We start from the raw sequence: 20,793 nt of genomic DNA on the forward strand, positions 1-20,793 counted from the left end.
TTTGCAGTACAAAAAGGTAAAAAACCTATTGCTTTTTCTGCGGGAATGATGTATCCTTTCATCAGCGGATGGTTATATCAAGATAAAATATTTTATCGCGATATAATAATATTGTGCACCTGATCGCCCGCCCGGGCGAACAGGGGAAAGTGAGGAACGTGATGAAGCAGAAAAAACGAAGCCTTGTCCGGCGGATTGCGGCCCTGGGGCTCTGCCTTGCGTTGACAGCCAGTGCACTGTCGCCGCTGGCGTTCGCCCAGGACGGCGTGACGGTGGAAGCCATACCTGACGCAAGCCAGATGCAGCCAGCGGAGAGCGCGGCACAGGATGAGCCTGAAACCCAGCCGGCGGAGGAGGTTGTCCCCGCGGTGTCCAATGAAAGCAAAGTACCCGAAGAAGCGCCGGACGCAGAGCCCCTCGCGGAAGGCCGCGGCCTGTGCGTGGGCAATTGGGGTGCAGATGGCTATGAATATATTTTTGACGGCGGGACGCTGCCGATGGGGAATACCAGTTATTACCTGCATATAAAGAACGGCAGTCAGGTTGATCCGGTGTCCAAATCCAAGGTGACGGTTCAATATCTCACCATGGGGGACGAGCCCATTTCTGACGACGTGATGCGGGCGCAGCTTCAAAGCGATTTTTACGGCGCTATGCTGATCAACACGTTCCTGGACACCGAGGCGTGCCGTCAGTTCTGGACGGCGCACAAGGACGATACAGCGTACAAGATCCGCATCACCTATGCCCCCGACGGGCAGGAAGCCCAGACCATCACCTTAACCAAGCAGCTGAAAAAGTCCTCGGGCGTAAACACCGGGAGCCTTTCTAACCCGGCTGTTATCACCTATGAGGGCGATGGGTTGTTTCGGTTCAGCAGCCCGTGGTGGGACGAGGATGAGGTTCAGCCTGTATCGGGAGAAAGCGCCTTCCCGCTGGCATCGGACGTTTCCATTACCGGCGGCCTGGAAACCTATTTTACCTTGGTGGATGAGCCTTGGCTCCGTTTCGGCGGAGAGACGGTCCACCTCAAGGCCACCGCAGCTCTGGACAGTCTGGAAATCGGCGCACAGCTGACCGGTGAGCTTTCCTTCACAGATGAGGTTACCGGGGAAACGCACAGCCAGCAGCTTACCTACACCCATCAGAAGCTGCAGACCCCGGCTGTCTGGTACATGGTGGAAAATGGCGCACTGAGCGTGAACACCAGCCCGACGGTTTTCGCCGGCAGTTCCGTTACCGTGCAGCTGCGCCTGTATAAGTACAGCTCGATGGGTTTCCCCATCGATACGGAAACCTATCCTGTCACCATGGAAGATCTGGATATCTCCCAGTTGGCAGAAGGGGTGACTGCCACTGTGCTGGAGGACGGCCGGACGGTGGAACTGCGCTATGAATCCACGGGCCGGGATGATGAGTGGGTTTCCAAACTGGGTCTGGCCGCTGATGGCCGTTATACGGCAGCCAATGAATGGAGCGGCGTATTTACCCTGACCATGAAGCCCAATTATTATCGATATGAGCGCAGTGGGACCGGTTCTTTTACCCGCGCCTTTGCTGGTTCCTACCGGATCATCCCTGTGATGCAGGACGGTACCCTGGCTGACAGCAAAGAAGATCTGGCCAACAGCGGCCTCACCTTTACCTGCAGCGGCCTGAAAGACGGAGAGAGCTTTGACGACGTGTTCTATACCCTGGAAGCGCCGACTACGTATTACGATAACGGCACTACCCGTCAGGTATGGGCCTATGTGCTGTTCCCGCTGCGCGCCATCGGGGAGGGCAATTCGGTCAAACTGAATATGCTGTGCGAAGGCAAGACGGTGGGCAGCGAGCCGGTCAACGCAGGTACCCATTATGAGGACTTCCTGACGATTCTCTATAACGGCACGGTGATCGAGCGGGGCGTGGAAAAGCTGCCTTCCTTCGAGCAGAACAGCAGCTTCTTCCTGGGCGGCCAGAATATGGACGAACAGGGCGGTAACGATCCCAGTATCCCGGTAATCACCGGCGAAGTCACGGTCACCGGTGACGCGGCCCAGAATATCCATGTGCTTTGGGCCGAGAACGAATCCTGCATCGGTATCGTCTACAAGGAAAACCAGGTGCCGGGCCAGGCGGTCATCTCCATTCCCACCGGCCCGAAGCCGGGCAGCGGCACCGCCCCGGAAAAGAATATTCAGATCCTCGTCAACTTCGGCAACGCGGCCGCTTTCGGCCAGTATATACTCAGCGGCGGAACGGGTATCGTGAAATTCAAACTGATGGACGACCTGGAGTACGCCTACACCAACGGCAGCTTCAACTTTGAAGCGCTGGATGTGGCCCGTGCCCGCTTTGTGGAAAACGGCCCCTTCGAACTGTTTTTCTATGGCCGCTACGAGTCGTACGACGGTTCCGAACGGCTGGGCTGCACTTTTGGCAGCGAGCTGGTGGAGAAGGTGGAGTTTGAAAGCTCCGATCCCACCATCCTCAAGATCACCAAGAACCTGAACAAAGCGGATCTCAAGGACGAGAAAAACAACTCGGATGCGGCTTTCGGTGTCCAAATCACCCCCATGGGCAAGACCGGCAGCTGCAATATCACCGCTACCATCACCTTCAAGACCCCGGATGTGGCCGGCACCAAAACCGCCACCATCGGCTATACCTTCAAGGTCGTCAGCAACGCCGCGGTGGAGACCAAGTCCGCAACGCCCGAGACTCTCCAGAGCATTCTGGACAGCCTGCCCACCTCCGACATCCCCACCGTTATCGAGCTGGCGGGCGGTGAGTATGCCATGGATCTGGTCATCGAGCAGAAAAACGTCATCCTCCGCAGCAAAGACCCCAAGAACCCGGCCATCTTCACCGGTACCCCCGGTGCCGGTACGTCCGATTCGCTGGCAAAAGCGAATATGAAGCAGGAATCTTTTATCGTGCGCATCAATCCCTACAATGCTTCGCTGGTGCTGGAGAATATTGTCATCGACGGCAAAGGGGTGCGCAGCGGCGCGACCCATACCTGTGACATGCACTCCATGATCCGGGTACCCGCTCCGTATACCCTGAAAAACTGCACCATCCGCAACTGTGTGATCGGCGTGGAGGGCATCCACGAAAACAGCATCTATCTGCGGGGCTGCACGGTGCAGAACTGTCAGGTGGGCGCTGAGTGGGTAAGCTGCTTCAACACCCTCTTTACCGATAATATTATCGCCCGCCTGTATTATGGCGTTACCCGCTTCTGCGATTTCAGCGGAAACGACTATGACGTTGCGGGCCAGTATTCGGCGTACGGCGATGTGATCATCCAGCAGTCCATGACCCAGAACTTCTGGGGTATGGTGGACGGCGAAGTAAAGACCGGCCCGTCGGTTGCCATGATCGCAATGGGCGATTATGTCATCAGAACGGGGGATACCATCAAGGCAAATCTGGACGGCGAACAGGATGTCACCGTTTATTCGTCGCCCTACTACCTGGATCAGGCCCACAGCAAATTGAATGTGGATCTGACTACCACCGAAGTGCAGGATGGCACCGCCGTGCTGCCCCTGCAGCAGCCGGAAAGCGGCGAGACCGACTCCCTGCTGCTCACCGCCGAGGCCTTTGCCGCTCTGCAGAAAGATGGGCTGGCGGTCAGCGCCCCCATCCAGAACAACGAGGGCAAGAAATTTGCCTCCTGGGCTTTCCCGGAGATTACCAACGCCGGTATTGAAACAAACCTGAACCTGTCCGATGAGCTGTCCGATAAGGGCCAGAGCACCGTGGACAAGCTGCCGCAAGAGGATCAGGACAAGATCCGGCAGGAGGTCAACCTGAGCCATAACGGTGAACTGCCCGGCCGTGCTACCATCCGCATCAAGGCTACCGATGTGCCCGACGGTGACGTGAACAACCTGTTCCTCTATTGGGTCAAGCCGGACGGCACCATCGTACCCGCCGAAGTGGTGGAAGTGAAATACGACGCGCAAACCAATGAGTACATTATCACGGTGGATCACTGCTCGGAGTATGTCATCACCAGCGGTGAACTGACCAGCATTTCCGAGCCCGTTCCTACCCCCACCCCGGACGGCGGTTCTTCGGGCGGCTCCACGGGCGGTGGTTCCAGTGAGACCCCGGCCCCCAGCGCGGCGCCCACTGCAACCCCGGCACCCGGTCAGACCGGCAATACCCAGAAGCCGGACGATCCGTCCAGCGACAATACCCAGGACAACCTGTACAGCGCCCAGCAGGTAATGGACGCCTTCAAGGCCCAGCCGGGTGACGTGGTTCTGCGGCTGAACGACCGCACCGAGATCAGCCAGACGGCGTTTGCGCTGCTCATGGAACGCACCGAGGGTGTCCTGCGTCTGGAGAGCAGCGATTGCGCCTGGGTCTTTGACCGGGCGGATCTGGTCAGCAGCGAGCTGCCCGGCGGCGTCTTTGACGTGTCGGTAAACCGCCAGCTGGATCAGGCAACGCTGGACCGAATCCGCAGCTATACCGGCGATGCCCCCATGACAGCACTGGATACCGCGTTCTCCGGTGCGCTGCCCGGCAAGGCCATTTTGGAAATCACCGTGGATCCCGCCATCTTTGCCAATACCCGCTGCGGCCTGTTCTACCTGCCCGCCGCGGGTGACCCCGAGCGGATCGCCACCGTGGAGGTGGATGCCAACGGCCTGGCAAAGCTGCCGCTGGAGCACTGCTCGGTCTACTATCTGGCGGTGGAGGAAACTCTGCCTGCCGGGTCCGGCAGCGAGTCTGCGGAATCCGCACCGGATTCCTCCGCCCCGGCCGAGTCCTCTCCCGAGGCATCGGAAGAAACAGCGTCCAACCAGGGCGGTTCTCTGGCGGCGCCTCTGATTCTGGCGGGCCTGGCACTGGCAGCGGTGGCTGCGGCTGTGTTCTTCCTCACCCGCCGCCGCGGAGAATAATCTGTCTGCAGTCTGACAGTAACCCAATGCCCCCGTCCGGCGCAAGCCGGGCGAGGGCATTTATGTTGGATTACCGGCCCCAGAGTTCCACGATTACGCTGCCCCGGGTATCCGGTTCGATTGTGATGACAAAGTCGGCCTGCCCGGCGCTGCCGGCAGAAAGGGAAAGGCTTTCCGCACAAGGTTCCTCCGGACTGACGGTGTAGGCCCATTCTTCTCCCGCACAGCTTGCCGATACAGCAAGGGTTCCGCTTTCGCAGCTGGCCTGAATCTTCACCTGATATTCCGTTCCATCCTCCAGCACAAGGGCCTTTTCCACCCGGGAATACGCTTCCTCATACTCTTCCGGGTAAAAGTGGTACTCAAAATTCTGCCGCAGCTCGTAGTCCGGCTGGCTGCCGCAGGCAACCAGAGCAGCCGCCAGAAGTGCTGCCATCAAACATTTACACCATTTCATCCTGGATAATCCTCCCGTCCTGGATTGTGATCTGCCGCTTTGCATAGGCGGCAACCTGCCGGTCGTGGGTAATCAGCACAACCGTGCCGCCCCGGGCATGAAACCGGGCAAACAGATCCATGATTTCCTTGCCGGTCTGGCTGTCCAGCGCACCGGTGGGCTCGTCCGCCAGCAATACCTCCGCACCGCAGGCAATGGCCCGGGCAATCGCAGCCCGCTGTTTCTGCCCGCCGGAAAGCTCGCCGGGCCTCTTTTGTGCCAGTCCGGCAATCCCCACAGCGGTCAGCGCCGCCATGGCGCGCGTTTTCCGTTCTGCCCGGGGCAGGGCTTGCCGCAGCAGGGGAACCTCCACGTTTTCCCGCACAGTGTACCGGTCCAGCAGGGCGAAATTCTGGAATACAAAGGCGATCCGGCGGCCGCGGATCTGGGCCAGCTGGTTTTCTCCGGCGCGGCTCATGTCCACCCCGTCAAACCGATAGATGCCGGAGGTGGGAAGATCCATGCAGCCGATCAGATTCAGCAGGATGGTTTTGCCGGAACCGGATGCCCCCATGATCGCCGCAAATTCCCCGGTCCTGATCGAAAGGCTTACACCTCGCAGCGCCGGGTATGCGGTGCCGCCGCTATGGTAGACCTTGGTTACATTCTCCAGTTCAATCAGCGCCATTGGCTTCTCCTCCTGTCAATTGAGATGGCTGACACCGCAAAATCATGGCCGCCGGTATCGCTGCTGCTGCGATGGTCAGCAGCAGGGCGGCTGCCAGGCATAAAGGCAGGGAAACCCGCCAGTGGGCCGCCAGCAGAATATCCCGGAACAGATCGTCGCTTCCGGCAAACTCCCGCAGCTTGTACAGCCAGGCCGCCAGAGCGGCCGGCGCCGCAACCAGCAGAAGCTCCAGCCCCATACAGAGCGCCAGATCCCGCCGGGTAAAGCCGCAGGCCAGCAGAACGCCGTATTCCCGGCGCTTGAGCAGGATGCCGGTTGCCGAAACCGAGAGCAGCGAAGCCGCTGCCATCCCCGCTACAAACGCCGCCAGTGCCGTCTGCCGCCGGGTGAATACGCCGGTTTCCCGGCAGTAGGCGTGGAATTCTTCTGCAAGAAGCGCCGCCTTTGCCGCAAACCCATGCTGCGCCGGATAGGTCTGTATCGCCTGCGTCACCGCGTTCAGGTCTACATCGGTATCCAGCCGCACATAGGTGTTGTGCAGGCAGGACAGCTGGGTCATCAGATCCCCGTCCGCGGATGGGGCAAAGGGGGCAATGAACCACCCGTCCAAAGAAACCATCGGGAACCGGATCAGATCGTCCTCCTCCACCCAGCGGCTGCCCCGGGGAAAATATTCCATCACCTCGTAAACCTCGCCGGTACGCTCGTCGGTCAGGCGAGTGCCTATCGGCAGAATCCCGGCAAACACCTCGCTGGCGTACAAGGGCAGCGCACCGGAAGCAGACTGCGCGTGTTCCGTAAGATTGCCCTGCACAAAAGGCAGAAGCGCTTCGTCTACGCTGAGAAGTTGGCTGATACCGGGATAATCCTCATACTTCCCGCCCGCCAGAACCCGGCTGTTGACAGCCTGATAGTCTGCCCGGTCTTTCAACTCGGCAAAATACATCCCGGTGGCATCGAACCGCCCCACCGCCTGTACGCCGGGCAGCCCGGCAATATACGCCCGATACTGGCGCAGCGTATGGGGCAGGGAAGGGTTTTCTTCCATATCTCCGTAATCCAGATGCAGGATCGTTTCCAGGGGAAAAGCCAGACTGTCCGCAAAGGTATCCTGCTGCCAGAACGCCGCGGCTGCATTGGTGAGGGCGCTTAAAACGGTGAGCATTGCCGCAAAGCTGACACAAAACAACAGCAGCGTGCGCCGCTTCTGCCGCAGAACCTCCCGAACAGCCCAATAGAACCGTACATTCATCAGCAAACTACCTCCGCAGGCCGGATTTTCAAGATGCGGATACCCGGTACCAGCAGGGCAAGAAACAAGGTCATCATCAGCAGCACCCCTGTACCCAGCAGAAAAAACGGGGTGAGCCGCAGCGAAAACGCCCCGCTGCTCTCCCGGGCCAGAATCGCCAGCAGCAGACCGCTGATTCCCAGGCTGCCGCCCAGCTGTCCGGCCATCTCCCGAATCACCAGTCCGATCAGCTGCCGGTTGGACCAGCCGAACGCTTTTCGTACCGCCATCTCCCGCCGCCGGCTCACAATCCAGTAGTTGGTAACCGCAAACCCGTTCACAACCGAGAACAGATATAAAGAGAGCGCCAGCGAAAGCCCGGTATTCTGCATAGTGGCATAAATGGGGGCCTCGCTGCCGGTCTGCGCCAGTGCGCTCAGTACGGCATCCACCGAACTGATGCCGATCAATACCGCCGTCAGGGAAACAGCAAAACCGCCCATCAGCAAAATTGTTGTTGGCCGGCAGTTCCGCCGCAGAACCTGCCGCATAGGGACCACCTCTTTCTGTATGTTTGCCTGTAAGACCGCGCAGCAGCCGATCCGTTACACACGTCCGGAGAAAAAGAAAAACCGCACCGAAAAATCCCGGTGCGGCTCTTGTATCTGTTTTACTGTTCCCACAAACATACCGACTGCGCCAGAACCTCCTGCAATCCGGCTTCGTCCAGCGTTTCCAGCCCGGTATAATCGCCGGTATAATAGTATACGACATCCACCTGTTCCGCGCCTTTACCGGCGTAGCTTAAGGTGAATTCTGAATAGACCTCATCACTGGTGGTCAGATCATCCCATCGGGTGTCCCACAGGCAGAAGAAAAGGCAGGTTTGCTCCCCGTCCAGAGTAACGGTCTTGATCCGCAGATGATCGTATCGGCTGCCCCGCAGCCGTCCAACCAGATCCACGTCGGTCAGCGAAACCGACAGGTTGTCCCGGTATTCCACCATCTGAACCGACCGCTTCAACAGGCCCACCGTTCCGCCGGCGAGCAAAAGCAGCGCAGCCACCACGGCCGCTGCCACAAGCAGCTGCCGGCGCAGCAGCCGCTTTTTCACCCCTCGGAAAGAAGCTGCTTTCTTCAGTTCCTGCCCGGCAGAGGATTCAGAAATGGCAATGTTTTCAGTTTCCTGTAACTCGGCAAGACAGGCCCGGCAGTCCGGGCATTTCGCCAGATGCGCTTCCACCGCACGGCGGCTTTCCTCACTGCATACCCCGTCCAGATACAGGGGCAGCAGATCCCGGATTACATCGCAAGGATAGTTCATACGATTCCCTCCTTGATTTTCAGTCTGGCTCTGTGGTAGGTGACCTGCGCCCAGCTTTCGGTTTTCCCAAACAGCGCCGCGATTTCCCGAAACGATAACTCACCAAAGGTTCGCATCCAGAACACTTCCCGATACGGCTCCTCCAGCTTGTGCAGTTTTGTGTGAATCTGCAAGGCCGTTTCCTTGTCCAGCAGCTTCTGCTCGAGCGGTTCTTCCTCTGCGGGCAGTTCCGGCACGATCTCCACTTGCCGCTGCCGCCGTTTTGCCATGGTGTAAAAGGTGTTCTTGGCAATCTGACACAGCCAGACCGACAATTTGCACTCCCCGCGGAACGAGCCGATGTGCTTCAGGGCCTTGAAAAAGGCTTCCTGGGTAATTTCCTCCGCCCACTGTTCATCCCCGCACAGGGACACAACATACCGGAACACCATGTCGTAATAGTCCGAATATACCTGTTCAAAATCCTTCACCCGCTCACCCCGCTTTCCGATTACTAAGACGAACGAACTATCAAATCGTTACAGAAAATCATAAATTATTTTTTGAACACCGTAAACAGGCTGTGTGGAGCATCGACTTGTCTGCAAACTGCATACAATATGGATGATTCTTTGCGGGTATACAGCCGGAAGAATGCAATAGTTGACTTTAGGAATGAGTATTACTTATTGACGGTAAGCAAAATCACAACTAATATAAAATTAATGAAAAATATTAATTTTGATATACAACGAAGAGGGGGCTTGCAGCCTGTCAATGCAGTACATGCGGCCAGCTGCCTGCGAGAATAGACAAGAATGGAGGTAACGGATGACAAACGCTCTTGACAGGGATCAAAAGATACAAAAAGTCAAAGAACTAACCAGTTTCTTGTTTCACAAGCACTATTGTGAGAACGATGTAGAAGCGATTATCGGGCTGTTTGATGATAAACTGAGTTGGTTTGGAGCAGGTGAGCACGAGTATAATGTGGGAACCGAAACAATCGCCGGTATTTTCCGGCAATTTGTCAATATGATTCCCAAATGCAACATCTGGGACGAAGAATATGACGTGGTTGATGTTTCGCCGGATGTATATGTCTGCAGCGGCAGAGCCTGGATTGCTACGGATCCCTCTGCAAATATCTATCTGCGCGTGCACCAGCGTATTACGGCTGTTTTCCGTTGGGAAGACCACACATCCCGCTGCTGCCATATTCATATTTCCAATCCGTATTCCGAAATGACACAGCAGGATGTAGGGTTCCCGGCACAGATGGGACAGTATACCTACGAATACCTTCAGAAATGCATTGACGAGTACAAGGCAAAGATCGAAGAGCAGACAAAGCTTTTGGAAAAACTCAGATTTGAGGATTCCCTGACAGGGCTGTTCAACCGGAACAAATTTAACCTTGACCGGCAGGATCTTGAAAAAGCCAATCTTTCCCGGTTGGGGGTGGCAGCTGTCGATTTAAACGGGCTGAAACTTGTCAATGATGGCAGGGGACACCGTGCCGGAGATGGTCTGATTGTCCGAACCGCAAACCATATCGCGGATGCGTTTGCAGGAAAATGCTACCGCATAGGCGGCGATGAATTTGTGGTTGTTGATTCGGAATGGGAGCAGGATGTGTTCTACAAAGCAATCGCGGCCATGAAAGAGAATATGGAAAAGGACGGCATCAGCGTTTCCGTCGGTATATCCTGGAGAAACAGCCATTGTGACATCGAAGAACAGTTTGACGAAGCGGACAGACAGATGTACCAGGAAAAAACGGCATTTTACAGTGCGCGTGAGCATGACCGGCGAAAAAGCCGGCGGCAGTAAATGCTGCCTGCAGAGGGCTTTCCGGACAAATCAAAGAACTGCCGTTCGGTGCGGATTTGCCTTTTGCAGTATGTAAACTGTACTGGTAATAAAAAGCGGACGATTCAATCGAATCGTCCGCTTTTTTATAGCAGAAAGAAAGCATAAAAAACCAGAAAACTGGCAGGCTGAACACCCGATTATTGCGGCTGATCCATCCGGTGCAGTTCATTCAGAAGCTGGCCGGAGAACAGTTCCCGCAGCATCTGAATCGCCGGGGCTGGGTCACTTTTCATGCCGCGATGTCCCCAGCGGCGGATTTCGCTCACAATTCCTGCAGCAATAAACCGGGAAACGGTTTGCATCTGCCGCTCTTGAAGCGCATGCGCACCTTGTTTCAGAAGAAGCGCATAAATCAGGTCCTGATAAAACTGGGTCAGGCATTCGCAAAAGCTGTTTTGCCCCTCGACCTCCAGCATCGGAATGTAGAATTCACGGTTTGCCTGCAGATACAGGCACAGTTCGGAAAGCCCTGCGGTCCAGTTTTCCAGCCGGTCAAACTGCGCTAAAAACGGGCGGATTTCGTCGTAAAAGATCCAGCTGACAACCTCATACTTGTCCCGGAAATGGTAATAAAACGTGTTGCGGCTGATATCACAGCGGCGAATCAACTCGCCCACCGACAGCGAGGAGAACCCCTGCTGCCGTACCATTTCTTTCAGTGTGGTTGCAATATGCCGCTTGGTAATTTCTGAAGCAGACATTCCGTACCCTCCCGTCCTGTCCGTATCTGCTGATGGGGCTGCGCTCTGTTGCCAGTATAACACAGAGCAGGCACGATGAAAACAGAGACAGCACTCGAACTGTGAAGAGCAGCCAATAAACAAGCGGGTTCAAATTGCCCCATTCGCGCTGCAAAAAATAGTACACTTTATCTGAAAGCAAGTTTCTATGCGAAAAAGCACATTGCTTTGCCTCAAAGCAGTTGGAGATAGCCCCGGCCATTTTTTGCGATGCCAGCCCATTCCAGAACGGCAGCCAGAACAAATACCGGGTCAAAGCAGGATTCGCCGGTTTTCTTGCCAAAATATTGGATTGCAATAGCACCGACTACGGTATCGGCTGTGCAGTGTCCACGTCCGACTTTATCTTCCCGGCCATGGGCGTTTCCTTTTGGGGCTCTTCTCTGCGGAGAATTTTGCAGCAGATCTACAATTACATCAAAGACAAAAAGATCATACTTGAACGTATGATGGTTCAATTTATCGCTGGTAAAAGCACGTCCGCTGTCGGTAAGGGTGACTGTGCAGGGCGCACCCTTTTGAAGAAGGCAAACAGCAGTGCCGCCGTTTGCCAGAAGCTTTTCTCGTACGATGTCGGATGCCTTTTGATGGGAAGTAAGCATTTCTGTTTTCCTCCTGTACCAAATGTAGATTGCATGCTCTCCAGTTATATTTCCGGCGCTGCCTCAAATTCGTGAAACAAAAAGTGCATTTTTCCGCTCCGTTTGTTAATATGCCAGTGCCCGCAGTACCAGGCATCGCAGCTGAGACGGTCATCGATGGTATCCAGCCATCGCTCGGTGGAGTCATCCACACCACTTTGGTCGATACCGGGCAAAAAGGCTTCTGTCGGCTCGTATTTGAAAGGGCAGGTATGGCTCAGCACTACAGGAATTTTCCGATCCCGGGCGGACAGTACCTGTTCCACCTTAGCCTTTGTTGCTTCGTCAGGCTGCTCATCCGGCCACCAGTGGAATCCCCACATCAGGCGGTAGTCCTTGTCCACGCTGTAGGCGCCGCCAATTACCAGATGATCCCGCCCGGCCAGCGTGTAAACTTCGCCGTCCACCGCAAACAGGACACGGGGATACTCCGGTTGCACATATACCTGTCCGCCGTTCCAGTCCTGCAGCAGGTAGCCGGGGACGTTGGCGGGCCGGCACTCATGGTTGCCGTGAATGCACAGAACTGTGGGACCACAGGTGTTGAGCTGCTCCTTGATATACATGTCCAGCCCATTCAGATGGTAGTTAGCCCCCACATCGCCTAGAATTACTAAGGTGTCGCTGGGGTTTAGCTGCAAACGCTGGCTGAACTCTACAATCCCTGTAACATCACCGTGCGTGTCACCGGTATAAAACACCATGCTGCACACCAACCCTTTCATTCCCCTTGGCGGGGATTATACAAAAGCCAACGCAGGCAATCGGCGGTAAACTGTTATAGATTCCGCTCATAACATATTTCCATCGTCCCAAACGATGGCTTGATTTTATTCGTAGGCTGGAATCCTTTTGCCTCATAAAAGGCCCTCGCCCGGGCATTCTCCACAAACACCCACAGCATAACCTTCTTAAAGCCGGCCTGTGCAATGTCAGCAAGGAGCCGATCTATCATTTTGCTGCCGAAGCCTTTTCGCCAGTTGTCCGGAAGGCTGTGTATGCAGATGATCTCCGCATAATCCGGCATATCGGCATCTCTTGTACGATCCCAGTATGCAATGCAGTGCGCTTTTCCGTCAACTTCTCCTATGTATCCGTTACCAATTCCTTCGTTCAGCAAGTGCTGGTACATGGCAGTTGCTTTCTCTATATTTGTGAGCCGTTCCAGATCATCATCAGAGAGAATGCCGCGAAAGGCGGCTTTCCAGCTGCTTGTCTGAATCTGTGCAAGGGCAGGGGCATCTCCCTGCTTTACCCGCCGTATCCGGTAGTCCATCGGATTCCCTCCATTCAATGCTGGCTTTCCATGCGATAATTTCAGTATACCGGCAGCAAAGACCCCCTGTCAATTTGGGCATTCTCAGAAACAAAAACCCCGTTTCTCGGAGAGCCGAAAAACGGGGTTCGCTTGTATGGAGCAGGTGATGGGAGTCGAACCCACGTCCTCAGCTTGGAAGGCTGATGTACTAGCCGTTGTACGACACCTGCATTTTCAACTCCCCTATAATAGCACAGAGCGGGGGCATTTGTCCAGCCCTGAGCAGATTTTTTATACGGCTCTTTTCCGGGTGTGCGGACGCGTGGTATAATGCTGGCAAATACAAAATACAGCCGCCTGCAAGGATGCGGGCGGGGAAGGGAAGTCGCATTATGGCAGTTACCATCACACCGTACGGCAAGACCGCCGACGGGCTGGAAGTCCAGCAGGTTGTTCTGGAGAATGGCCCCTACGAGCTGCGGGCTCTGACCTACGGCGCCACCATCACCCACCTGTTTGTCCCCGGCCGGGACGGGCAGAAACTGGACGTGCTGCTGGGCTACAGCCGTCTGCAGGATTATGAAAAGGGCACCGCCTATCTGGGCGCGCTGGTGGGCCGCAATGCCAACCGCATTGCCGACGCCTCCATCACCATCGACGGGACGGTCTGGCCGCTGGTAGCCAACGAGGGCACCAAGCAGCTGCACGGCGGCCCTGGCGGTTTCGCGAGCCGTGTCTTTGAAGCCAAGCCCGAAGGGGACAGCGCTGTCCGCTTCATTCTGGACAGTGCCGACGGCGATCAGGGCTATCCGGGCGCGGTGCATCTGGAGGCAGTTTACTCCCTGTCCGCAGACGGTGCGGTGACCCTGGACTACACGGCCACCACCACCAAGCCCACTCTGGTGAACATCACCAACCACAGCTACTTCAATCTGGCCGGCCACGACGCGGGCGCGGACGCCCTGCTGAACCATACCCTGTGGCTGGACGCTCCCTCCTTTACTCCCTCTGATGCCGCCTCCATCCCCACCGGAGAGATCCGGCCGGTGGCGGGCACCGCCTTTGACTTCACCGCCCCCAAGACCCTGGGCCGGGACATCGAGGCGGACGACCTGCAGCTGCACCAGGCGGGCGGCTACGACCATAACTGGGTGCTGGCGGGCAGCGGCATGCGCACGGTGGCCCGCCTGACCAGCCCGGACAGCGGCGTGTGGATGGAGATGGCCACCACCCAGCCGGGCGTGCAGGTCTACGCTGGCAACTATCTGGCAGGCGGCCCGGATTCCAAGAGCGGCGCCCCCTATGAGAAACGCGGCGGTGTGGCGCTGGAAACCCAGTATTTCCCCGACTGCATCCATCACGAAGGCTTTGGTGATCCGGTACTGCGGCCGGGTCAGACCTATCGGCAGACCACCGTGTACCGTTTCGGCCGGGAGGACTGATTTCACCGCGCTTTGCACAAAAACTGTACAGATGCGCAAAACTGTGCCTTGGTTAATCCGTCAGGTTGTAGTATACTTAACAGCAGTGTGCCTGCCCATCGCGGGCAGGCGACTGCCGCCGGGTATCCGGCAGAAGTGAGGGGAGATACATACCTATGATTCTGACAAAGGAGCAGCAGGCCCTGCTGGACGGTGCGCAGGGCGAAACCATGGCCAAGGTCGTCAAGACCCTGGTCATGTACGGCGAAGCCTTCGGGGCCGAGCGTATGGTGCCGGTCACCAGCAAGTATGGCCACACCGTAATCAGTTTCGGCATCGGGGTAATGAAGCCGGTGTATGAACTGTACGACCAGCTGCTGGCCGCCGGTGCGGTGAGCAAGCAGCCCTTTTCCGCCGATCCCCGCCCGCTGGACAAGAACATTCCCTCGTCCTTTTTGCAGGATGTGGTGTTCAAGTTCATGTACAGCCAGCAGGACCGCTATGAGGATCAACTGCGCAAGTTGGGCCTGATGGACGACAACGCCTATACCTGTGCCTGCTATCTGCCCCAGGCGGGCAACGTGCCCCAGCGGGGTGAGGTGCTTTCCTGGGCCGAGTCCTCTGCGGTGGTCTACGCCAACAGCGTGCTGGGTGCCCGCTGCAACCGCAATTCCGGCATCATCGAGCTGATGGGCTCCATCGCGGGCTTTGTGCCGGAGTTCGGCCTGCTGACCGATGACGGCCGCAAGGCGGACTGGGTGGTGGAACTGCGCACCAGCCGCCTGCCGGACGCGCAGCTGCTGGGCTCCGCCGTGGGCATGAAGGTGCTGGAAAAGGTACCTTACGTGAAGGGCCTGGACAAGTGGCTGGGTACCGAACTGACCGAGGACGCCTGCGCCTATCTGAAAGACTTCGGTGCGGCGGCCGCTTCCAATGGTTCGGTTGGCCTGTACCACATTGACCACCTGACCCCGGAGGCGGTGGACGCGGGCGAGAGCCTGGTGCGGGAAAACGCCCCGGTCTACGTGGTGGACGACGCGGAGCTGGAGCGCATCAAGAACGGCTACCCCTGCATCTGGAAAGACCTGAACGCCACCCCGAAGCTCTGCTTTATGGGCTGCCCCCATATGAACCTGAGCCAGCTGAAAGACTGGACCGTCCGGGTGGAGAAAGCCCTTGCTGCCGCCGGCAACAAGAAGGTCGTGATCCCCACCGTCTTCACCACCGCCCCCGGCGTGGCGAAGGAATTCCGGCAGACCGAATATGCCGCCCGTCTGGAAGCCACCGGCGTGGTGCTCAGCACCATCTGCCCGCTCATGTACATGAACAACCCTCTGTCCAAAAAGATGCCGGTCATCACCTCCTCCAACAAGCTGCGCACCTATACCAGCGCCCGGTTCTATTCCGATGAGGAGATCCTGGCCAAGATCACGAGGGAGGGCAAGTAAGATGAGCAAAACCTTTCAGGGCCGGGTTGTAACCCCCGGCGAAACCACCGCGCCCGCGCTGGTATCCCATGGCGGATTCAACACCCTGGCCAGCTACCAGATGGCACTGATGTTCGGGGACAAGCAGGTCAAATGCGGCGACCAGAACAACCCCGACCTGTACAAAAAGCCGATGATCGGCAAGGCGCTCTGCCTGCCGGAAACCATTGGCTCCACCACCGGCGGCATGGTGCTGTATACCGCCTGCGCCATGGGCAAGCAGCCTGCCTGCCTGCTGTTCTCCAAACCTATCGACTCGCTGGCTGCCTCCGGGGCGATCCTGGCTGCCAACTGGACCGACGCGTCCATGCCGGTGGTGGACAGCCTGGGCGAGGAGTTCCTGCAGTATGTGCAGGACGGCATGACCATTACCGTTGGTCCGGAAGGCCGGGTAACGGTGGAATAAACAGAAAAGGAGCGAATCCATGAAACAGGAGTACGAGGCTCTGTTTACGCCCTGGAAAATCGGCAATGTGGAGATCAAAAACCGCATTGTGCTGTGCTCCATGGGCGGAACCTCCATCTTCGGCTGGATGGAGCCCAACCATTTTGACAAGGAAGCCGCCAACTTCCTGCTGGAGCGGGCCCGCAACAATGTGGGTCTGATCCTGCCGGGCATTGCCCCCATCCGGGATCCGATGGGCGGCCGCTGGCTGTACCAGAACCCGGGCAAGTTCAAGGAACTGAAAGAGTTCATGACCGAGTTCCACAAGACCGGCGCCAAGCTGTTCATCCAGATCACCGCGGGCTTCGGCCGTGCGATGGCGGTCAATGACCTGATGGTCAAGATGACCAAGAACAAGGTGCTGGGCACCCTGGGTAAGCCCATCTTTGATATGGACTTTATTCTGGGCAGCGCTTCCGCCACCCCCAACCGCTGGGCGGACGGGGTCATGTCCCGTCCCTACACCGTGGAGGAGATCCACGAGATCATCGACGCCTTTGCCAAGACCGCCCGCCTGTGCCAGGCTGCCGGTGTGGACGGCATCGAGGTGCACGCGGTTCACGAGGGCTATACCCTGGACCAGTTTGCCACCAAGTATACCAACCAGCGTACCGACGAGTACGGCGGCAGCTTTGAGAACCGCTACCGCTTCGCCGCCGAGATCGTGCAGGCCATCAAAAAGACCTGTGGCAAGGATTTCCCGGTATCGGTGCGGTACTCGGTGGTTTCCAAGACCAAGGGCTTCCGCCAGGGCGCGCTGCCGGAAGAGGTGGACTTTGTGGAGGTCGGCCGGGATATGGCCGAGTCGGAAAAGGCCGCCCGTTTCCTGCAGGAAGCCGGCTATGATATGCTCAACTGCGACAACGGTACCTATGATTCCTGGTACTGGGCGCATCCGCCCGCATACATGCCCCTCAACTGCAATTTGGAGTATGTAAAGCACATCAAGAAGTTTGTGGACATTCCGGTGGTCTGCGCCGGCCGCATGACCCCCGAGGACGGCGCGGCGGCTGTCCAGGCCGGCGAGATCGACGGTGTGGGCGTGGCCCGGCAGTTCCTCACCGATCCGGCCTGGGTCACCAAGCTCATGGAAGACAGGGAAGAGGACATCAAGCCCTGCATCTGCTGCCACAACGCCTGCTTCACCATGGCCCGCTATGAGGGTTCGGCCAACGACCAGGACCTGATGGACGCGATCCATATGGCTCGCTGCGCCCTGACCCCCCAGACCATGCAGAGCAAGAAGTACCGCATCGTCAAGACCGACAAGCCCAAGCACATTGCGGTGATCGGCGGCGGCATCGGCGGTATGGAGAGCGCCCTGCTGCTGGCAGCCCGGGGCCATCAGGTGGACCTGTATGAGAAGACCGACCGTCTGGGCGGCGTGTTCATCGAGGCGGCCGCGCCTTCCTATAAGGAAAAGGACCGCCAGCTGATCGACTGGTACCGCCGTCAGATCGAGCGCAGTGCCGTGACGGTGCACCTGAACACCGAGGTCACCGACCTGAAGTCCCTGAACGCCGACGAGATCGTGGTCGCTACCGGCTCCAAGCCCCGGAAACCGCCCATCCCGGGCATCGAGAACGCCATGGAGGCGATCGAGTACCTGGACGGCAAGGAAACCGGCGAGCGCGTGGTGATCGTGGGCGGCGGCCTGACCGGCTGCGAGATCGCCTACGACCTGCTGCTCAAGGGCAAGCAGCCCGCCATCGTGGAGATGAAGAATGACCTGATCGCTGTGCGCGGCGTCTGCCTGGCCAACTCTTCCTTCCTGCGGGAGACCTTTGCTTTGCACAAGACCCCCGTCTATCTGGAAACCGGCGTGCAGGCCATCCGGCCCGACGGCGTGACCCTGAAGGATAAGACCGGCAAGACCTTTGACGTGCCCTGCGACACGGTAATCCTGTCAGTAGGCTATGAGCCCAAGCCCCTGGCCGCTGCCTCCCGCCATGTCCACATTGTGGGCGATGCGGAAAAGGTGGGCAATCTGCGCACCGTGATCTGGCGCGCCTGGGACGTGTGCATGAAGCTGTGACCGTCTGTTGAGTTCCCCGGCCCGGCGCTTTGGTGCCGGGCCTTTGGTCTGTGAAAACGAGGATTTTCCATGTATACGCTGCTGTTAGCCATTATCTATCTTGTGTTTATCAGCCTGGGCCTGCCGGACTCCCTGCTGGGATCCGCCTGGCCTACCATGCGGGTTGCCTTTGATATGCCGCTTTCCTCCGCCGGTATCATCTCCATGATTATCGCGGGCGGTACCATCTGCTCCAGCCTTGCCTCCGAGCGGCTTATCCGCCGGTTCACCACCCGCTGGGTCACGGTAATAAGCGTGTTTCTCACCGCCATTGCCCTGAGCGGCTTTTCCCTGGCTACCCGCTTCTGGATGCTCTGCCTCTGGGCGATTCCCTACGGGCTGGGGGCTGGCTGCATCGACTCGGCCATGAACAACTATGTGGCCCTGCATTACCGCTCCCGCCATATGAGCTGGCTGCACTGCTTCTGGGGCGTGGGCACCATCATCAGCCCCTATATTATGAGCTGGTGCATCACCCATACCCGCTGGAACGACGGCTACCGGGCCGTATCTTTCCTGCAGTTCGGCATCGCCGCGGTGCTGCTGCTCACCCTGCCGATCTGGAAAATCCACGCCGAGGACGGCAGCGAGAGCAGCGGAGAAGCGCCGCTGGGGGTGCGGGGCGCTTTGAAAATCCAGGGTGCGCCCACCCTGTTCGCGGGCTTCTTTGCCTACTGCGCCGGGGAAGCCACCGCCATGCTCTGGGCCAGCAGCTATCTGGTGGGTACCCGGGGCATGGCCGAGGACCGGGCCGCAGCCTGCGGGGCGCTCTTTTTCATCGGCATCACGGCGGGACGGTTTGCCGCCGGTTTCATCGCTGACCGTCTGGGCGACCGCCGGATGATCCGCCTGGGCGCGGCGGTGGCCGCGGTGGGAATCATCTGCATGGCTCTTCCGGTACAGGCGGAGTTCCCGGCGCTGGCAGGCCTGGTGATCTTCGGTCTGGGCTGCGCCCCTGTCTATCCCAGCATTATCCACGCCACCCCCGCCAACTTCGGGGCCCGCAACTCCCAGGCGATCATCGGTATGCAGATGGCCAGCGCCTATGTGGGTTCCACCTTCATGCCGCCCTTGTTCGGCCTGATCGCCAACCGGGCGGGCCTCGCCTGGATGCCGCTGTTCCTGGCCGTGTTCCTGGTGCTGATGATCACCATGATCGAGCGCACCTTCCGCACGGTGGCCTCCCGCAAGCCTTGAATTGATTCATACCCCAAAGCCATGTATCTGTGCTTACAGGTGCATGGCTTTTATTTGTTTGTATTCCACTACCGTTACACCGGCTTCACCTTCGCCCCCATGAAACTAAAAATGAAATTTTACTTTCATGAAAACTGCATCGGAAATATAACTTTCACTTTACATAAACATGATAGCTGCACGGCCCCGTTTTGCGTAAGATAAACGTGTGGAAACAAATCCCTGTCAAGTGAAACGGAGGAAAGAAAAATGGATGCCTTTCAAAACAAACAGGCTTCTCAATCCCAGAAACTGATGGTCTTTGTGCTGACCATGTCCCTGTACGGTCTTGCCACCCTGTTTACCGAGCTGATCCCCAAATTCCAGGTAGGCATTGTGGAGTTTTCCGTAGAGTACTTCCTGTTCATTCCCCTGGTGCTGGCGATGCTGTTTGATCCCCTGTCCGCCGCGCTGGGCGCTGCTACCGGCGAGCTGGTTTTCAGCGAGATCATGCTGGGCCAGTTTGGCGGCCTGGGCGAACTGGAAAAGTTCCTTACCGTCACCATCGGCGTCTACATCGCCGGCCGTCTGGTGCGCGACCCCCGCAACACCAAAATGGTGGGTGTGGCTGCGTTTGTCGGCACCGGCGCCCAGCTGCTGATGGGCACCATCGTGGATATCTGCAAAGTGCAGTTCGCAGTGGAGGATTTTGAAGCGGTGGCCGGCCTGCCCGAAAGCGTCTACGCCACCGAGGGCTTTGCCTTCCTGAACGACCTGCTTTTCTCCGGCATTCTGTTCTGCCTGCTTCCCACCCTGTTCCTAGTGCCCCGCCTGTACGGCAAGATCGAGCCGCTGCTGGGCATGAACCCCCGCACCAAGGAGACCTCGCTGGGTGTGTTCAGTGTCAAAACGGCAGCGGGCTGCGGCATCGCCTTCCTGTGCGCGGTCTGCGCCGAGATGCTGGCCTCCAGCGGATTTGAGCTGATCGACTGGGAAGCCAGCTGGGCGGAGAGCGGAACCGCCATGGCCGTTGGTATGATTGTGGCCGCCGTGGTCGCCCTTGCGGTACTGATGGTGATGCGCGGCAAAGCCCAGACAGCGAAGGTGAAATAAC

18 protein-coding genes and 1 tRNA gene are annotated in these 20,793 nt (G+C 57.8%); 8 read left to right on the forward strand and 11 right to left on the reverse strand.

Annotation, left to right across the window (positions count from 1 at the left end):
• The first annotated feature begins 161 nt into the window (after positions 1–161).
• Positions 162–4,904, forward strand: a complete 4,743-nt coding sequence (locus B5E65_RS11910) for a right-handed parallel beta-helix repeat-containing protein (RefSeq protein WP_087171992.1) — start codon at positions 162–164, stop codon at positions 4,902–4,904.
• Positions 4,905–4,974: 70 nt separating this feature from the next.
• On the opposite strand, the gene B5E65_RS11915 is transcribed toward B5E65_RS11910, so the two are convergent.
• From B5E65_RS11915 to B5E65_RS11940, 6 genes are all read right to left on the reverse strand, one after another.
• Positions 4,975–5,361 (reverse strand): hypothetical protein, encoded by a 387-nt coding sequence (locus B5E65_RS11915; protein ID WP_143403021.1) that lies wholly within the window; start codon positions 5,359–5,361, stop codon positions 4,975–4,977.
• Entirely contained in the window at positions 5,348–6,028 is a 681-nt protein-coding gene (locus B5E65_RS11920; RefSeq protein WP_206406309.1) for an ABC transporter ATP-binding protein, read from the reverse strand. The genes B5E65_RS11915 and B5E65_RS11920 overlap by 14 nt, the downstream gene beginning before the upstream one ends.
• Entirely contained in the window at positions 6,015–7,280 is a 1,266-nt protein-coding gene (locus B5E65_RS11925; RefSeq protein ID WP_087171994.1) for an FtsX-like permease family protein, read from the reverse strand. The genes B5E65_RS11920 and B5E65_RS11925 overlap by 14 nt, the downstream gene beginning before the upstream one ends.
• Positions 7,280–7,810 carry an FtsX-like permease family protein gene (locus tag B5E65_RS11930; protein ID WP_087171995.1) on the reverse strand — a complete coding sequence of 177 codons (531 nt, stop codon included), beginning with the start codon at positions 7,808–7,810 and terminating at the stop codon, positions 7,280–7,282. The genes B5E65_RS11925 and B5E65_RS11930 overlap by 1 nt, the downstream gene beginning before the upstream one ends.
• Before the next feature lie 119 nt (positions 7,811–7,929).
• On the reverse strand, positions 7,930–8,583 hold the full coding sequence (locus B5E65_RS11935) for an anti-sigma factor family protein (RefSeq protein ID WP_087171996.1): 654 nt from the start codon (positions 8,581–8,583) through the stop codon (positions 7,930–7,932).
• Positions 8,580–9,053 (reverse strand): RNA polymerase sigma factor, encoded by a 474-nt coding sequence (locus B5E65_RS11940; protein WP_087171997.1) that lies wholly within the window; start codon positions 9,051–9,053, stop codon positions 8,580–8,582. The genes B5E65_RS11935 and B5E65_RS11940 overlap by 4 nt, the downstream gene beginning before the upstream one ends.
• Before the next feature lie 340 nt (positions 9,054–9,393).
• On the opposite strand from B5E65_RS11940, the gene B5E65_RS11945 reads away from it, so the two are divergent.
• Positions 9,394–10,395: a GGDEF domain-containing protein gene (locus tag B5E65_RS11945; protein WP_087171998.1), complete on the forward strand. Its 1,002-nt coding sequence runs from the start codon at positions 9,394–9,396 to the stop codon at positions 10,393–10,395.
• A 179-nt stretch (positions 10,396–10,574) separates the two neighbouring features.
• On the opposite strand, the gene B5E65_RS11950 is transcribed toward B5E65_RS11945, so the two are convergent.
• From B5E65_RS11950 to B5E65_RS11970, 5 genes are all read right to left on the reverse strand, one after another.
• The gene (locus B5E65_RS11950; protein WP_087171999.1) at positions 10,575–11,138 is read right to left on the reverse strand and encodes a TetR/AcrR family transcriptional regulator C-terminal domain-containing protein; all 564 of its coding nucleotides are present in this window, start codon (positions 11,136–11,138) and stop codon (positions 10,575–10,577) included.
• Positions 11,139–11,350: 212 nt separating this feature from the next.
• Positions 11,351–11,779, reverse strand: a complete 429-nt coding sequence (locus B5E65_RS11955) for a hypothetical protein (protein ID WP_087172000.1) — start codon at positions 11,777–11,779, stop codon at positions 11,351–11,353.
• Positions 11,780–11,823: 44 nt separating this feature from the next.
• On the reverse strand, positions 11,824–12,543 hold the full coding sequence (locus B5E65_RS11960) for a metallophosphoesterase (protein WP_242957548.1): 720 nt from the start codon (positions 12,541–12,543) through the stop codon (positions 11,824–11,826).
• 53 nt (positions 12,544–12,596) lie between these two features.
• Complete coding sequence (locus tag B5E65_RS11965) at positions 12,597–13,094, reverse strand: GNAT family N-acetyltransferase (RefSeq protein WP_087172001.1); 498 nt, start codon at positions 13,092–13,094, stop codon at positions 12,597–12,599.
• Positions 13,095–13,231: 137 nt separating this feature from the next.
• Positions 13,232–13,306, reverse strand: a tRNA-Gly gene (locus tag B5E65_RS11970).
• A gap of 162 nt (positions 13,307–13,468) precedes the next feature.
• Between B5E65_RS11970 and B5E65_RS11975 the strand changes: the two genes are divergently transcribed.
• The 6 genes from B5E65_RS11975 to B5E65_RS12000 all read left to right on the forward strand — a co-directional run bounded on the left by B5E65_RS11975 (position 13,469) and on the right by B5E65_RS12000 (position 20,792).
• Entirely contained in the window at positions 13,469–14,518 is a 1,050-nt protein-coding gene (locus B5E65_RS11975) for an aldose epimerase family protein (protein WP_158098591.1), read from the forward strand.
• Positions 14,519–14,673: 155 nt separating this feature from the next.
• The gene (locus B5E65_RS11980) at positions 14,674–15,945 is read left to right on the forward strand and encodes an aconitase X (protein WP_087172003.1); all 1,272 of its coding nucleotides are present in this window, start codon (positions 14,674–14,676) and stop codon (positions 15,943–15,945) included.
• Between the two features lies 1 nt (position 15,946).
• Entirely contained in the window at positions 15,947–16,390 is a 444-nt protein-coding gene (locus B5E65_RS11985) for an aconitase X swivel domain-containing protein (protein ID WP_087172004.1), read from the forward strand.
• Between the two features lie 19 nt (positions 16,391–16,409).
• Positions 16,410–18,464 carry an oxidoreductase gene (locus B5E65_RS11990; RefSeq protein WP_087172005.1) on the forward strand — a complete coding sequence of 685 codons (2,055 nt, stop codon included), beginning with the start codon at positions 16,410–16,412 and terminating at the stop codon, positions 18,462–18,464.
• A 69-nt stretch (positions 18,465–18,533) separates the two neighbouring features.
• The gene (locus tag B5E65_RS11995; RefSeq protein WP_087172006.1) at positions 18,534–19,700 is read left to right on the forward strand and encodes an MFS transporter; all 1,167 of its coding nucleotides are present in this window, start codon (positions 18,534–18,536) and stop codon (positions 19,698–19,700) included.
• A 249-nt stretch (positions 19,701–19,949) separates the two neighbouring features.
• Positions 19,950–20,792, forward strand: coding sequence for a DUF8171 family membrane protein (locus tag B5E65_RS12000; RefSeq protein WP_087172007.1), 843 nt, complete (start codon positions 19,950–19,952; stop codon positions 20,790–20,792).
• The last annotated feature ends 1 nt before the right edge of the window (position 20,793 follow it).

The organism is Gemmiger sp. An120, assembly GCF_002160955.1.
Classification (GTDB): Bacteria; Bacillota; Clostridia; order Oscillospirales; family Ruminococcaceae; genus Gemmiger_A; species Gemmiger_A avium.

Excerpts from the sequence above, each read along its gene's own strand:
- B5E65_RS11990 (WP_087172005.1), top strand. The coding sequence starts at position 16,410 with ATGAAACAGGAGTACGAGGCTCTGTTTACGCCCTGGAAAATCGGCAAT.
- B5E65_RS11950 (WP_087171999.1), bottom strand. The coding sequence starts at position 11,138 with ATGTCTGCTTCAGAAATTACCAAGCGGCATATTGCAACCACACTGAAA.
- B5E65_RS11955 (WP_087172000.1), bottom strand. The coding sequence starts at position 11,779 with ATGCTTACTTCCCATCAAAAGGCATCCGACATCGTACGAGAAAAGCTT.
- B5E65_RS11975 (WP_158098591.1), top strand. The coding sequence starts at position 13,469 with ATGGCAGTTACCATCACACCGTACGGCAAGACCGCCGACGGGCTGGAA.
- B5E65_RS11930 (WP_087171995.1), bottom strand. The coding sequence starts at position 7,810 with ATGCGGCAGGTTCTGCGGCGGAACTGCCGGCCAACAACAATTTTGCTG.
- B5E65_RS11910 (WP_087171992.1), top strand. The coding sequence starts at position 162 with ATGAAGCAGAAAAAACGAAGCCTTGTCCGGCGGATTGCGGCCCTGGGG.
- B5E65_RS12000 (WP_087172007.1), top strand. The coding sequence starts at position 19,950 with ATGGATGCCTTTCAAAACAAACAGGCTTCTCAATCCCAGAAACTGATG.
- B5E65_RS11995 (WP_087172006.1), top strand. The coding sequence starts at position 18,534 with ATGTATACGCTGCTGTTAGCCATTATCTATCTTGTGTTTATCAGCCTG.
- B5E65_RS11985 (WP_087172004.1), top strand. The coding sequence starts at position 15,947 with ATGAGCAAAACCTTTCAGGGCCGGGTTGTAACCCCCGGCGAAACCACC.
- B5E65_RS11935 (WP_087171996.1), bottom strand. The coding sequence starts at position 8,583 with ATGAACTATCCTTGCGATGTAATCCGGGATCTGCTGCCCCTGTATCTG.
- B5E65_RS11960 (WP_242957548.1), bottom strand. The coding sequence starts at position 12,543 with ATGAAAGGGTTGGTGTGCAGCATGGTGTTTTATACCGGTGACACGCAC.
- B5E65_RS11920 (WP_206406309.1), bottom strand. The coding sequence starts at position 6,028 with ATGGCGCTGATTGAACTGGAGAATGTAACCAAGGTCTACCATAGCGGC.
- B5E65_RS11945 (WP_087171998.1), top strand. The coding sequence starts at position 9,394 with ATGACAAACGCTCTTGACAGGGATCAAAAGATACAAAAAGTCAAAGAA.
- B5E65_RS11915 (WP_143403021.1), bottom strand. The coding sequence starts at position 5,361 with ATGAAATGGTGTAAATGTTTGATGGCAGCACTTCTGGCGGCTGCTCTG.
- B5E65_RS11965 (WP_087172001.1), bottom strand. The coding sequence starts at position 13,094 with ATGGACTACCGGATACGGCGGGTAAAGCAGGGAGATGCCCCTGCCCTT.
- B5E65_RS11980 (WP_087172003.1), top strand. The coding sequence starts at position 14,674 with ATGATTCTGACAAAGGAGCAGCAGGCCCTGCTGGACGGTGCGCAGGGC.
- B5E65_RS11925 (WP_087171994.1), bottom strand. The coding sequence starts at position 7,280 with ATGAATGTACGGTTCTATTGGGCTGTTCGGGAGGTTCTGCGGCAGAAG.